Here is a 13577-nt window from a genome sequence, read left to right as displayed (position 1 = left end):
AAATGGGAGTGTCTTGGTCCAAGGTGCGGGACTTAGAGGAAGGCTTTCATGGCTGCGATGGTCTCCTCGGGGGCGCTCAGGTTCGGGCAGTGCCCGGTGGCATTGAGGAGCACGAACTCGCTGCCGGGAATTGCGCGGTGAACGTACTCCCCGACACATGGCGGAGCGATCACGTCTTCCGAGCACTGAAGGATCAATGAGCGGGTCCCTACCTTCGCCAGATCAGTACGGTTGTCGGAGAGAAAGGTGGCCCGGGCGAAGCGCTTCGCAATCTCCGGATCCGTGCGGCAAAAGCTGTTCGTCAGTTCCTCGCCCAGTTCAGGACGTTCCGGATTGCCCATGATGACCGGCGCCATGGCCTGAGACCAACCCATATGGTTGCTGTCCAGGAACTCCAGTAGCTCGTGGATCTGCCCCTCGCTGAAGCCGCCGACATAGTCCTCGTCGTCGATGTATCGGGGAGAGGGGCCGATAAGAACGAGCTCGGCAAAAAGTTCGGGAGCCCTTCTAGCGACCAGCACCCCGATCATAGCGCTCACGGAATGGCCCACGAAAACGCCGTCTCTTATCCCCAGCTCCCGGCAGAGTTCGATCACATCCGCTGTGTATCCATCCAGTGTGGCGTATTTTTCCGGATCATACGCGGAAAGATCGGAACCGCCTGCGCCCACATGGTCGAACAGGACAATCCGGTAGTGGTCCGCGAATGCTGGCACGATGAAGCGCCACATGTTCTGGTCACAGCCGAAGCCGTGCGCGAAAACCATCGCTTGTGAGCCAGAGCCGCTCACGTGCACGTTATGTCGTTGCAAAACACTCAAATGCTGATCCTCCTGCTGAATAGTTTCTGGCTGCCACCTATAGCAAAAAAATTGAGGCAACAGACCCTGGCAGATGGCCATATTGGTCATGTCAACGACCGCGACCTGGGTGGTGAAGTCGGATCAGCCCACCGAAGCGGTCCCTGAACTAGATGCGGCATCCTGCGGCAGACAGCCTCCGGTCACCGTGGGACCCTGTGGGCCCTCAAACGCATTCGGAAAAATAGGGCCGATGCGGGAGAAATGACGAACCGCCGGTTGGCATTAGGCTGAACTGATGCCGGCTGCCAGCGCTCGCCACTTGCAAGGCGCTATTCTGCTTCCGGCCAGACTGGGCCGTGGAGTGAGAGCCCAGGTGATCTTCTTCTATGTCCGCCCGCGGAAGTGGAGCAGACATTCTGGTGTGAGCCCCCTCCGGTCACTTTACACGCCTACAGCGGTCAGCCAGCCGCGACGGGCTCGGGTCATGCGCTCGCCCTGGACCTGGCACGCTGCTCCGCCCAGCCTGTCGGACGCGGCGCCAACCACCGTGACAGGTCATGTCCACGGGTTGGCATCCATCGAGGCATTGCCTGACGATATCCGGCGCCAGGAGCGTCAGCCGCGGCAAGCTGCCCAGGTATCCTTGCTCAAACCGCTCCGCCACCGCCATCTCGCTGATCGAAGCGTAGCGGCCCTAGTCCAGTAGACGCTGGTGCCGGAACGCCCGCGCCAGCACCTTCGCCAGTGCCGCATCAGTGTCACCACTGTCTGGCGCCCCAGCCGGCGGCGGATCTTCAGCGGCGCCCGGACCGTGATGCGGGCCGCCGTGGCTATACTGCGGCACTCGGCATATTCGCACCCCCGCGGATCGTGCAATCAAGGCATCAGGCCTGCCCCAATGAGCAGCCACAGTGGGCGACATACCGCTACGGACAGCCTCTCGGTGCGTTGATGCCGCGTCAATTTGGGCTTGGGGAACGAGATGGCTGAAAACCAAGCGGAAGAGCTGCGCGGCGAGATTGTCGCACTCGAGACCGCGCTCGCGGCCGCCTTTGGGGAGATCGCCGTACTGCGCGCAGCGATCGAAGGTGGCGGCTCCGATGCGGCGCTGAGCGCCATGGAAGGCATGGCCGCCCAGCTCGAGGGCTCCGTTCTGCGCGGCGTCATTGGCGCGGAGACGCTGGGCCGGCCCGCTGCGGCAGCGGGCTTCGAAAGGCGGATGGAGCAGATCGCACACGCGTTGCGCAACGCGATAGCCTTCCGTGACCGCTAGCGATCCCTGGGGATGACGGCAGTCGGCGTGTAGATCGCAAACCTTCGTATATCGGCCAATGGCCGGTCCTGCACCTCCTCATGGAGGTGCTTCGTGCTGGCCTTCATGGACGTGCGCCGCTCGGTCTTATCGCGCCGCGCGCTCGGGCAGGCAACGTAGACTGGACCTCCCTGGTGAAGATGGCCAAGCTCTGCGCGGTAGCGACGTTAGAGCGGCTTCAAGCGTCCACAAGCCAGCAGGCTCTGGGCAAGACCCGGAGACAGCCAGCTAATGTCTCCAGCTGTATCCGTGCATGTGCAACGCGACGACGCAGCAACGTCTTCTTGCCTAGCCCTCTCCCGCTCAGTGGCTGTTTGAGAAAGGCTTGTGGTGGTGTGGCAGAGGGTGCTTCAAGCTCGGGGTGTTGGGCGCCCTACTGCTCCGTCATGTCGCCCACCGCTGATTGTCAAACGGTCGCTTATGACCGCACAAGCGGGCAGCCGCCGTCATTCATGGGGCGGAATGCCTCCTCGGCCGGCGTATCTTGCAGTAGCTTGTAGTAGTCCCAGGGACCTTGGCTCTCTGACGGGGCCTTCACCTCGAAGAGATAGGAAGGGTGGATTTTCCGCCCATCCTGCCGGATCTGGCCTTGGCCGAAGCAGTGGTCGTCGGTAGGCATCGCCTTCATCCGGCTGACCACCTCCGTGCCAGAGCGCTTCGATTCCGCAACGCCCATCTCCGCGATGGCTTTCAGATAGTGAAGGGTGGCGGAGTAGCAGCCGGCGTGAATCTGATTAGGGCGCTGCATGTTCGGCATGCGTGGCAGCACGCGTCTGGTGAAGGAGCGCGTCCCGTCGTTCAGATCCCAGTAGAAGCTCTCGGTGCACACCAAGCCCTGGGCCGCATTCAAACCTATCGAATGCACGTCCCCGATCACCATCAGCAACGCAGCGAGCTTCGTGCCGCGCCGGGTGATTCCAAACTCAGCCGCCTGCTTAACGCAGTTGACGGTGTCCGCGCCCGCGTTGGCGAGGCCGAGCACCTTCGGTCGGGCTGCCTGTGCCTGCAACAGAAAAGCGGAGAAGTCAGATGTTCCGGGAAAGGGTGTGCGCACGCTGCCCAGCACATTCCCCCCAGCGGCGCGCACAAAAAGCGCGGTGTCACGCTCAAGCGCGTGGCCGAAGGCGTAATCGGCAGTGATAAAGAACCACGTGTCGCCGCCTGTCTTCACCATGGCGCCACCGGTGCTGCGCGCCAGCATCCATGTATCGAAGGCCCAGTGGATCATGGTGGGCGCGCACTGCGACCCTGTGAGGTCAGAGGTGGCGGCGCCGACATTGATGCAGGCTTTATTCTTCTCCCGTGCCACCTGATTTACGGCCAGTGCGACAGAGGAGGTGGGCACGTCCAGAATCATATCCACGCCTTGGTCATACCACTGTCGGGCCAGATTCACGCCGACGTCAGGTCGGTTCTGGTGGTCGGCGAAGATCACCTCCACGTCGAAGCCGTGCTGGCCGAATTCAGAGACCGCCAGCTGCGCGCTGGCCACCGAGCCGGGACCGGTGTTGTCCTTGTACAGGCCCGACATGTCATTCATCACACCGATGCGGATGGTGTTCGCGGCCTGCGCGCGCGACAACCGGGGCAATGTGGTAGCAGCGACTGCGGTGGCCCCCGAGGCCAGCAGCGCACGCCGTCCGATATCCATGGCGTATTCCTCCCTTCTGTGTTGAGGCTGGTGCGGCGTGCGCACCTGCCTCACCTCATCTTTGCGCGGTGGCACCCTAACGCAAGTGCGGCGCTTCTCTCCTCCTCCGCAGAGGCTCGCTCCGACTTCGCATGTCCGCCCGCCAGGTCCAGCGGGGCAATGTCGGTAGATTGATGCACAGAGAATCTCCAATTCGTTGCAACCACCAGAGAGCAGGGATAAGCTATAGAACCTCTGCCCAGTCCGCCCAATTTGCGAGATTTGGCGCAGCAGAGCGCGGGCATGGTCCACCGCCGCCGCCGCGGTCTCAGGCAGCGTGGTCATAGCGGATGACACCACCGTCCGCGTCGGCCGCGCATCGCCGATCGGGCTAATGCCAAACCGCCATGTCGCTCTCGTCGCTCCCGGCCAGCCATCGATCTCGTTATCAAAACGCTCAGGTCCGATCTTTGTCGAACCCCAGCGATAAACATGGTCGCGCTTCGCATCGGGTCCTCGGTGTAGACCTCGACGTCCTTGTCAGCACAGATGCTCCGGGTGAAACCACACTTGTCGATCCGGCGCCTGAAATGGCTGCTGGCCGAGGCGATGCTGGACAACTCAGTTCCGCGGGAGCTTCTGGGAAAAGCTGATCGGACCTGCGGCATGGTCTGGGGTGGTGGAGCGCGTGATGCGCGAGCACGGCTACAGCGAACGCGCTGCCTGCTGGCTGATCGGGGTGGACCGCTTGGCGTTCCGGTATTGAACGTGCCGACGGCGGGGACGCGGAGTTGCGGAAGCGGCTGCGCGAGCTTGCTGGTCAGCGCCGTCGGTTCGGTGACCGGCGGCTGGCAATCCTGTTGCGGCGAGAGGGCGCGGTCGTGAACCTGAAGCGCATCTGGCTGCTATATCGCGAGGAGCGACTTTCGGTGCGCCGGCGCGGCGAGCGCAAGTGCGCCCTCAGTACGTGGGCGCCGATGGTGGTACCGCAGGGCGCTGGCCCGCAGTGGAGCTTCGACTTCGTGGCGGACGCGCTGGCCGCGGATGCCGATTCCGGGTGTTGTGTGGTGGACGACTTCACGCGCGAGGCCCCGGCGACGGTGGTGGACACATCGATCAGTGGCGCGAGAGCTGGAGCGTCTGGTGGCCGGGCGGCGCCTGCCCAAGATGGTAGTCAGCGACAACGGCACGAAGTTGCTGCGCTGGGCGGAGGAGCGCGGTATCGAATGGCACTACATCGCGCCCGGCAAGCCGCACCAAAATACGTTTGTGGAGAGTTGCAACGGCCGCCCGCGAGACGAATGCCTGAACAAGCACGTGTTCAGCTTGCCGTCCGATGCGTGTCGGCTGATCGAAGCCTAATGGGACGACTATAACCGGGTTCGGCCACACGGCAGCCTTGGCGGCCGGACGCCGGAGGAGTTCACCAGACACAGCGTCCGCGGGAAGGACCGGGCCGAGGACGCTGCGCTAGGAAAGCGGTGAGCACGCCCGGAACACTCCGCCCTGGCGTATGTCCAGGAACTCCGCGACCTTGGGACTGACATCAAGGATGCGCCCCTCTGTCCCCGGAATGCGGTCGCAGACCCGCACCAGCGTCACTTGGCCGTTCCGGAGGTTGGTCACTCGCGCTGTGGCAGCGAGCGGCAGCGTGCGGCTCGCCACGATGGATGCCTCGGGATCGAAGAGGCCAACGTCGGCCATGCGCCTGCCGGCGAACTTCCGAGCGATGATGGCGGCGCGTCCACGCAGCTCACGCCTGAGCGATCGACAGCCTCTCGCCTGGGCTTGTCCGCAGCCGGCTCGTTCCTGCGAGCAGGCCGGCGAAGTCAAGCCCAAGCCCCATGCAGACGGCCAGCCGTATCGCCATGGCCCTTGATCAGGCATCGCGGTGAAGATGCATGGGCGGGCGCTGCGTTCCTCCGGATCAGCGCCCGGCAGCTGCCGAGCTTGGCGGTGGGAATCCGAGCTTGACCTGTACGGCGGCCGCGACCGACGTTGTCACGGACGGGACATTTCACGATGGTCCGCCATCGGGGCTCAGGAACACCCAGCCGAAGCCGACCTGCGGCTATGCTTCCGGCGGCACCGCGACCGAGCGGTAGTGCGCCTCGTCCACCGGCTCCATCCAGGTAGTGTTGTCTGGACCGTCGGTCTCGACGAAGGAGATGTGCGCGAACAGGTGCCCGGCAACCGCGCCGTGCCAGTGCACGAGCCCCGGCGGCACCTCGGCGACGTCGCCGGCGCGCAGAATGCGGGGCGGCTTGTCCTTCACCTGCACCATGCCGGTGCCCTGCGTGGCAACCAGCACCTGCCGGGTCTTGTGTGTGTGCCAGTTCGTGCGCGCACCCGGCGTGAAGGTCACCAGCGTGGCGCTGGTGCGCGACGGGGCCTGCGGCGTCGCCATTGAGTCCTGCAGGACCGTACCGGTGAAGCTGTCGGAAGATGCCGTCTTCGTCGCCCGGCTCCCAGCCGGTCGGATCGTCACGTCAGCCATGGCGTGTCTCCCTGCGGGGCCTGCGGCCCCTCTTGGTTCCCGGCGGAGAGCCTAGCGAAGTCGCATGGTGATGGAAACTCAGCAGGTCCGTCAGTAGGACCCTATCTCCCGCCGAGCGGATCTTCCCGAGATCGAGCAAAGCCTTCACACTCCAGCCATTCGTTAAACTCAGCGTCCTCTGTGGTCCCAAGGCGAGGTCGTGCCCCTGGTGTGGTGTAGGAGGGCCAGCGCCAGGGGCGCGTAGTGAAGCCCTTGGCTGAGCGGAGCGCCCCAGGCGGGCGGCCACCGCGGTGATCCTTGGTAGGGTTGGGTTGCCGAGACCTTCAGCCTGGACCTGGGGACCACCACGATGACGAAGGATAGGATGGGGTGAATAAGCGCCGAACTGGACCTAACTACCTGCCAATTTGTAGAGAATTCAGCTTGTTGTGGCTGCTTCGAGAGGCGGCTTGGTTCGGCGCTTATTTGCAGGGGTGCGAGTCGGCCGCGTAGCCCCTATGCGCCCCGCGTGATGGGTAACGCTTGCGAAGCCGGTTCCGGCAACACCGCAAGGTGAGCGCTGTGCTGACCGCTGACCGTGAAGGCGGCAACCCCTGTAGCGTCATTTTCGTGCAACGATCGGGCAATCATTCAACATTATATTGCGCGTGCCGCCGAAGGATGGCACACATCGCTCAGCCACGCCTCCTCCTGCGTAGGCAAAAAAAAGCGGCACCATAAGGCGCCGCCGAGTTTAGGGAGGAAACGTCCAAGAAAGGCAGACAACTCGGAAACCCGGGTTGGCTGCCGCTTGCTCTGATAGTCCCTGCAGCGCCGAAGCGCAAGCAGTATGCTGCGCTGCACAAACCTCAAAGGGCGGAGCGTCCGCAAAGGGTTCCGCCCACACTGGTATCAGGCCCCGGCCGATTGCCGGGGCGACCCGCCACCTGTCCAGGCTGCGAATTCAAAGCGGCGGATTGGCCACCATATCAGGGGCCTTCAGGTCATCTTCCGCTTCAATGAAGCGGCGTGCCTGATCCCAATGCTCGGCGGCGCGGCCCTCAGGGCGGCCATCCTCCTCCCACAGCGCATAGGCTCGCTCTCGAATACGGGTTTCCAGATCCTGGTTCGCATCGGACATCAGCTTCCCTCCGTGAGGAGGAACGCGGCACCGAGTGATAAGTGTCGCCGACAATCAGAAGCGGCACCACCCCTGCTTCGGTATAGTCCCTCACTGCCATGTTAGCTGCGCCTTATGCGGTGCTGCTTCTCCCCGTAAACGCGATCACTTCGACCTCCCGGCCCTATCGCTGGCGCTGTAGTGCCGCGACGGTGACATGCCTCCACGCAGATGCCGCAGCGATGCCGCAGCGGAGCCACCGTGGGCAGGCGCCAGTCAGAAAAAGGGCGCCCGGGGGTGACCTATAAGCACGGAAAGTCATGCTTCTATCGAAGCCGAACGCCAACGCCTGCTGACCGGTTCAAACGGCAGAGGCCCCAGGCAAGGATCAGCCCTTCAACAGCGCGCCCCTGCCTGCATGTCCGCTCCGCAGATCGCCAGCGGCAGCGCGGCGCCCCATTGTCCATGCTGCGGATACGGCCATTCCTCATCCATCTCGGGCCGGCGGCAGGCAGCGTAGACCCTACCGGCGACATAGGTGCGAAGCGACCCTATCTGCGCCAGCCGCGCAGTCCCGTAATGGTAGGTGAGGGATTGCGACACCATATGTCCAATACCGCTCGCTGTGACCTTCCGGCGCGGGCGGCCGAGAGAGGAGAGCGCTCCCGCCGACACGCCGTCGCAGGAGCCCTCCATGGCCCTCCCCGATCAGCTTACTCCCGCTTCCCGCAACCGCCTGCTCGCGGCCCTGCCGCCCGACGACCTCGCCCGCCTGTGGCCGCAACTTGAAGCCATCGAACTCCCCTTCCGCCAAGTCCTGTACACACCGGGCAAGCCCATCGAGCCCGTGTACTTCCCCGAAACCGGCTACGCCTCCATGCTTGCCTATATGGAGGACGGCGATGCCGCCGAGGTCGGCCTGGCTGGCCGAGAGGGTTTATCGGGCTGCCTGTACTGCTTGGTGCCGACCACGACGACATCGAGGTCATGGTGCAATCCCCCGGCACCGCCCTGAGGATGGACGCGCAGACATTCCGCGAGGCGCTGGAGCACATCCCCACCCTGCGTACCCTGCTGCTTCGTTATGCGCTGGTGCACCATGGGCAGGTGGCGCGCACGGCGGCCTGCAACGGGCGCCACCATACCGACCAGCGCCTCGCACGCTGGCTGCTGATGGCGCACGACCGGGCCAGTGGCGACGGGTTCCCGATGACCCATGAGTTCCTGTCCATGATGCTCGGCGTGCGCCGCGCCGGGATCACAGTCGCGGCCGGCCAGCTCCAAAAAGCAGGTTTCATCCATTACGAGCGAGGCCGCATCGAGATTACCGATCGGCCCGGTCTCGAGAGCGCCGCCTGCGAGTGCTACGGCGTGGTCCGGCGCGCCCAGGACCAGCTGCTCGGGCTGCCGCCGGGGGCCAGGGCCGTCTACCGCCGCTGACACCCCCTCTGCCACCTGTACGTGCGGAATAGGACAGACGGGGCGCGCCGGAGGGTGCTTGGTGTTGGACGTGCGCCACGATGGAGCCTCGCGATGGCTTCGGCCACTTGGAGCTGCCCCGGCTCCTGGGAGGACGCGATATCATGTACGCCAAGAACTTCCCCTGCCACCGGCGTGATCTCCGTGGGAACCGTGTGCTCGTCGTCGAGGACGAGGCGCTGGTTGCCATGTTGATAGAGGACGGTCTTCTCGATGCAGGAGCGCAGGTCATTGGTCCCGCAGGTTCAGTGCAGGAAGCGTTACAGTTGATCGAGCAGGCAGCGTCTGACGGCGGGTTGGATGCCGCCGTGCTGGATATCAATCTCGGCGGCGATACTGTTTCGCCGGTTGCCGATAGGCTAGCAGCGCTTCAGGTGCCGTTCGTCTTCGCTACGGGCTATGGCAAGTACTGCGGCCGGGGCGTGCATTCTGACGCACAGGTGATGACGAAGCCGTATGATCCAGATGCGCTGGTCGCCGTCATCAAAAATTTGGCCCCCGCCGGAAGGTAGTGCTCCGCTGGGGAGTCGGCCGGACAAGCACGACGACCAACTCCCTCCAGGGGTGTGGGTGTTCCGTGCCTTTCCAGCGTTTCCGCACTCCGCAGATTGGCCTCGGAGGCCGAAAAGCTACCAAACCCCCGCTTGGCAGCCCGTTCTAAGGCGCGCGTGTGCGCGCGAGGCTGGCGCTGGAAATGCCCCGGCGCCGCCCGATGGCGGCCGGTGGCGAGGATGTACATGACCCCGTTCACCACCGCCAACACATCGATCGTCCGCTTGTTGCCGCCGGGCTCGGTTGGGCAGGGTTGAGCGCCAATGGCGGTCAACCGGGGCAATGGTCGCTCATTCCTCGTCGATCAGATCACGCGGGTAGCACAGCACAGCTTGCTGCAGTCATACCGGGCCAGGTTCTCCTGCCTCCACATGACCGAGGTCTTGTTGCCTCAATCGCCGCAGACCAGTCACAGTCGATTCAAAGCACGCGACCTGTTCCCGAACCAAAACTCACGCTCGCGCGAGGTGCCGCTCTCGTTGTCGCCTCGGTCTCGAACCGCGCGCAGCCTCGTCAGTTCGCTCCGCTCCACATGGGCCGGAGCCTCCGTTGTTCTACACCGATGGCAAGCTGCAATATCCCGTTCGCATCGAAGCGCCAAAGCTGATCCTCGTCTGTGCCCTGCAACAAGCGACCGGCGGCGCGGAGGGCGAGATCCACGTCTTGATGCAGTACCTTTTCCGGGGCTGGCGCAGCCGAGGCCCGACAGCGGCGCGCAAGCTGAGCAGATCGCAGCGAAGCCGGGGCAGGTCAGCCCGCCTGCGGCCACCGGCCCAGCCACGGGCGGCACTCCGAACCTTGCCTGGGACCGCGGCAGCACCCTCCCGCTCTGCGCCCCGTATCCGCCGGCGGAGGATGCCCATCGCATGTTGAACGCCGAGCCGGAGGGGCTGCTGGCTGCGCGCCTGGTTGAAGGTGCCGCGGCCGGTGGGCGTATCCTCTTCGTCGCCCGCAGCGAGGCGCGGGCGGCGCGGCTGCACCAAGCGGTCCGCGCCCTTTCTCCGGCCGGGCTGGAGGTACTGTTCCTCCCGGCCTGGGATTGCCTGCCCTATGACCGCGTCTCACCCTCGCGCGCGGTCATGGGTCAGCGCATGGCCGTCGCCGCCGCACTTATCGCCGGCAGCACGGCGCCGCGCTTGCTGATCGGTTCGGTCGCGGCCATGGCGCAGCGCCTGCCGCGACCCGATACCAGCATGTCGCTGCAGCTCGAACGCGGCGCGGCGCTGGACCCGGAGGCGCTGCGCCGGAAGTTGCTCCGCCGCGGCTATGTGCTGGACGACAGGGCGGATGCGCCGGGCGAGGCCGTCCTGCATGGCAGCGTCGTCGATATCATGCTGGCCGGAGCGCCCGGCGGTCCGGCCTGGCGGCTGCGGCATGAGGCGGGCCGCCTTCTCGAGATCCACCGTTTCGACCCGCTGAGCCAACGCAGCCTGGAAGAGGAAACGGCGGCGCTGGTCCTGGGTCCTGCCTCGGAACTCGTCCTGCCGCCCGACCATCCGCTGGCCGAGGTGCGGCCGCCCGGCCTTGAACATGCGCTGCCGGCCTTCTGCGAGGATCTCGTCACCCTGCTGGCGCTATGGCCGGAGGCGACGGTCATCCTCGATGACGGCGCCTCGGCCGCGCTGGAGCGGCGGTGGGCAGAGGTAGGCGAGGCCTTTCGCACCCGCATCGCGCTGCGCCCACCGCGGCCGGAGGAGCCATCCATCCCGCCGCCGGAGGCCCTCCATCTCGACCCCGCCGCTTGGTCGGCCGCGCTGGGCGGACGGGTGCCGCAACAGGTCGCGCCGCCCGGGGAAACACCTCCGGTCCCACCACGCTTCGCCGCGCTACCAGACCCAGAGGCTGAGTTGCTTGGCTACGCCTCGGCGCAGCGTGAGCAGGGCCGGCGGCTGCTCCTGGCCGGCCCGGCGCGGCGCGGTCTGCACCGGCTGGCCCGCCGCCTCGGGGAAGCGCTGGACATCGAAGCGCAGCCAGTGGCGGATTGGCCGGCGCTGCTGCGCTTGCCACCTGGCAGCCTGGCTTGGCTGGAAGCACCGGCCGACCTGCCGGGCTTCGAGGCGGCAGAGGCGGTGCTGCTGCCGCTGGCCGCGCTCCGCCCCGGCGGCACCGCGCGGCAAGCCGGGCACGGCGCCGAAGCGCTGATGGCGGCAACCGCCAGCCTGCAGCCCGGCGATGCAGTGATCCATTTCGACCATGGGCTCGGCGCGTTGCGGGGCGTAATGCCGGTGGAGACCGGGGCGGCGCAGCTCGATTGCCTCCGGCTCGACTACGCCGATGCGGCGCAGATCGTGCCCTTCGACGAGCTCGACCGGCTCTGGCGCTACGGCGCCGAGGCGGCCGGGCTTAGCCTCGATCGGCTCGGTGGCGAGGCCTGGCCGAAGCGCCGGGCCGAGGCCGAGGCGGCGGTCGCCGAAAGCGCCCAAGCGCTGCTGAAGATGGTCCGGGCGCGCGAAGCGGCGCGCGCCCCGGCGCTGCGCCCGCCACAGGAGGTTTTCGCGCGTCTCGCTGCCCGCTTCCCTTATGAATTGACCGAAGACCAGGACACAGCGACGGCAGCGGTGCTTGCCGACCTCGCCGCCGGGCGGCCGATGGACCGACTGGTCTGCGGCGACGTCGGCTTCGGCAAGACCGAAGTGGCGCTGCGGGCCGCCGCCGCCGCCGCGCTCTCCGGCCATCAGGTCGCGCTGCTGGCGCCGACCACGGTGCTGGTGCGGCAGCATCTGGAAAGCTTCCGCCGCCGCTTCGAGGGCCTCGGCATCCGCGTCGAGGCGCTGTCCCGGCTGACGCCGCCTGCCGAGGCCCGCGCCATCCGCGCCGCGATCGCCAAAGGCGAGGTGCAGATCGCCATTGGCACCCAGGCGCTGGCAGCAAAATCCGTGCGCTTCCACAATCTTGCTCTGCTCATCATCGACGAGGAGCAGCGCTTTGGCGTGCAGCAGAAGGCGCAGCTGCAGCGGTTGCGCGCGACGGGTACGCCACATGTGCTGACGCTGACCGCGACGCCCATCCCGCGCACGCTGCAGGCGGCCCTGGTCGGCCTCAGGGACCTCAGCGTCATCGCCACGCCACCGGCGAGGCGCCAGCCGGTGCGGACCTTGCGCGCGCCGCTGGCGGATGCACTGCTGGCCCAGGCGCTGCGGCGGGAAGCGCGGCGCGGCGGCCAGAGCTTCGTGGTTTGCCCGCGCATCGAGGATGTGGCGCCCATGCGCGACCGCATCGCCGGCCAAGTGCCCGAGCTGTCGGTGGTCGAGGCGCATGGCGGGTTGCCACCGGACGAAGTGGATGCGGCGATGCTGCGCTTCGCCGACGGCGAGGCCGATGTGCTGGTCTCGACCAATATCGTCGAAACCGGTCTGGACGTGCCGCGCGCCAATACCATGCTGGTCTGGCGCGCCGACCGCTTTGGTCTGTCGCAGCTGCACCAGCTGCGCGGCCGGGTCGGCCGTGGGCGGGAACGCGGGGCGATCTACCTGCTGACCGACCCCGCAGTGCGGCTTGCAGCCGCTACCGACCGGCGGCTGCGCACGCTGGAAGCGCTGGACCGGGTTGGCGCCGGATTCGCCATCAGCGCCCGCGACCTCGACCTGCGCGGCGCCGGCGACCTGCTGGGGGACGCACAGGCTGGCCACCTGAAGCTGGTGGGTATCGAGCTGTACCGCCATCTGCTGGACCGGGCGCTGGCGGTGGCGCGCGGCGAGGCGCCGCCCGAGGCCTGGAGCCCGGCCGTGGCGCTGGGGGTCGACGCCTATGTGCCGACCGACCATGTGCCGGAGGAAGCGCAGCGGGTGGAGGTGCATGCACGTCTGGCCCGGCTGCTGCGGGATGGCGACATGCCGGGGGTCGAGGCACTGGAGGATGAGCTGGAGGACCGCTTCGGCCCGCCGCCAGAGCCGTTGCGGGGCCTCTTCGCCCTGGCGCGGATCTCGGTCCGCTGTCGCCGCCTTGGCATTGCGCGGATCGAGGTCGGGCCAAGCGCCGCAGCCGCGACACTGCGGCAGCCACCAGCTGAGACGCCACCGGGGCTCGAGCTCCGCAATGGCCGGCTGCTGCAGCGGCGGGAAACCACCGATGCCGCGCAGCGGGTGGCGGCGGCGGAGGCGCTGCTGGCGGCGCTGGCGCCGGCTCGCCGGAGGCACGCGGCGTGACGATGGCGTGCAGCATCCCGGTGCAGCCAATTCCGCTAACGCACACCAGCGACAACGCAC

The 13577-nt window shown here is 66.5% G+C and carries 12 protein-coding genes and 1 pseudogene; 7 read left to right on the top strand and 6 right to left on the bottom strand.

Annotated elements, in window-relative coordinates:
- Positions 1-32: 32 nt before the first annotated feature.
- On the bottom strand, positions 33-911 hold the full coding sequence (locus H7965_RS17205; RefSeq protein ID WP_229682677.1) for an alpha/beta fold hydrolase: 879 nt from the start codon (positions 909-911) through the stop codon (positions 33-35).
- Between the two features lie 874 nt (positions 912-1785).
- Between H7965_RS17205 and H7965_RS17200 the strand changes: the two genes are divergently transcribed.
- On the top strand, positions 1786-2076 hold the full coding sequence (locus H7965_RS17200) for a hypothetical protein (protein WP_186771821.1): 291 nt from the start codon (positions 1786-1788) through the stop codon (positions 2074-2076).
- A gap of 457 nt (positions 2077-2533) precedes the next feature.
- On the opposite strand, the gene H7965_RS17195 is transcribed toward H7965_RS17200, so the two are convergent.
- Positions 2534-3766 carry an ABC transporter substrate-binding protein gene (locus H7965_RS17195; protein ID WP_186771820.1) on the bottom strand — a complete coding sequence of 411 codons (1233 nt, stop codon included), beginning with the start codon at positions 3764-3766 and terminating at the stop codon, positions 2534-2536.
- A 558-nt stretch (positions 3767-4324) separates the two neighbouring features.
- On the opposite strand from H7965_RS17195, the pseudogene H7965_RS31020 reads away from it, so the two are divergent.
- Positions 4325-5230 (top strand): annotated as a pseudogene (locus H7965_RS31020) (integrase core domain-containing protein); the annotation flags it as partial.
- On the opposite strand, the gene H7965_RS17185 reads toward H7965_RS31020, so the two are convergent.
- The 4 genes from H7965_RS17185 to H7965_RS17170 form a co-directional block, all read right to left on the bottom strand.
- Complete coding sequence (locus tag H7965_RS17185; RefSeq protein WP_186771818.1) at positions 5216-5449, bottom strand: septal ring lytic transglycosylase RlpA family protein; 234 nt, start codon at positions 5447-5449, stop codon at positions 5216-5218. The pseudogene H7965_RS31020 and the gene H7965_RS17185 sit on opposite strands and share 15 nt — an antisense overlap.
- A 367-nt stretch (positions 5450-5816) precedes the next feature.
- Positions 5817-6242, bottom strand: coding sequence for a cupin domain-containing protein (locus H7965_RS17180; RefSeq protein ID WP_186771817.1), 426 nt, complete (start codon positions 6240-6242; stop codon positions 5817-5819).
- Between the two features lie 943 nt (positions 6243-7185).
- Positions 7186-7362, bottom strand: coding sequence for a DUF2934 domain-containing protein (locus H7965_RS17175; RefSeq protein ID WP_186771816.1), 177 nt, complete (start codon positions 7360-7362; stop codon positions 7186-7188).
- A 375-nt stretch (positions 7363-7737) separates the two neighbouring features.
- Positions 7738-7944: a hypothetical protein gene (locus tag H7965_RS17170; RefSeq protein ID WP_186771815.1), complete on the bottom strand. Its 207-nt coding sequence runs from the start codon at positions 7942-7944 to the stop codon at positions 7738-7740.
- 91 nt (positions 7945-8035) lie between these two features.
- On the opposite strand from H7965_RS17170, the gene H7965_RS31015 reads away from it, so the two are divergent.
- From H7965_RS31015 to H7965_RS17150, 5 genes are all read left to right on the top strand, one after another.
- Positions 8036-8356, top strand: coding sequence for a cyclic nucleotide-binding domain-containing protein (locus H7965_RS31015; RefSeq protein ID WP_229682678.1), 321 nt, complete (start codon positions 8036-8038; stop codon positions 8354-8356).
- Positions 8329-8781 carry a Crp/Fnr family transcriptional regulator gene (locus H7965_RS31010; RefSeq protein WP_229682679.1) on the top strand — a complete coding sequence of 151 codons (453 nt, stop codon included), beginning with the start codon at positions 8329-8331 and terminating at the stop codon, positions 8779-8781. Before H7965_RS31015 ends, H7965_RS31010 begins: the two co-directional genes overlap by 28 nt.
- 143 nt (positions 8782-8924) lie before the next feature.
- The gene (locus H7965_RS17160) at positions 8925-9332 is read left to right on the top strand and encodes a response regulator (RefSeq protein ID WP_186771814.1); all 408 of its coding nucleotides are present in this window, start codon (positions 8925-8927) and stop codon (positions 9330-9332) included.
- A 589-nt stretch (positions 9333-9921) separates the two neighbouring features.
- Positions 9922-10245, top strand: a complete 324-nt coding sequence (locus H7965_RS31995) for a manganese catalase family protein (protein ID WP_186771813.1) — start codon at positions 9922-9924, stop codon at positions 10243-10245.
- Entirely contained in the window at positions 10239-13517 is a 3279-nt protein-coding gene (locus H7965_RS17150; protein ID WP_186771812.1) for a DEAD/DEAH box helicase, read from the top strand. The genes H7965_RS31995 and H7965_RS17150 overlap by 7 nt, the downstream gene beginning before the upstream one ends.
- Positions 13518-13577 lie beyond the last annotated feature (60 nt).

The sequence above is a fragment of the Siccirubricoccus deserti genome (assembly GCF_014283215.1).
Taxonomy (GTDB): domain Bacteria; phylum Pseudomonadota; class Alphaproteobacteria; order Acetobacterales; family Acetobacteraceae; genus Siccirubricoccus; species Siccirubricoccus deserti.
Note: the sequence above shows the minus strand (reverse complement) of the source record. Positions and strands in the feature narration are given on the sequence as shown.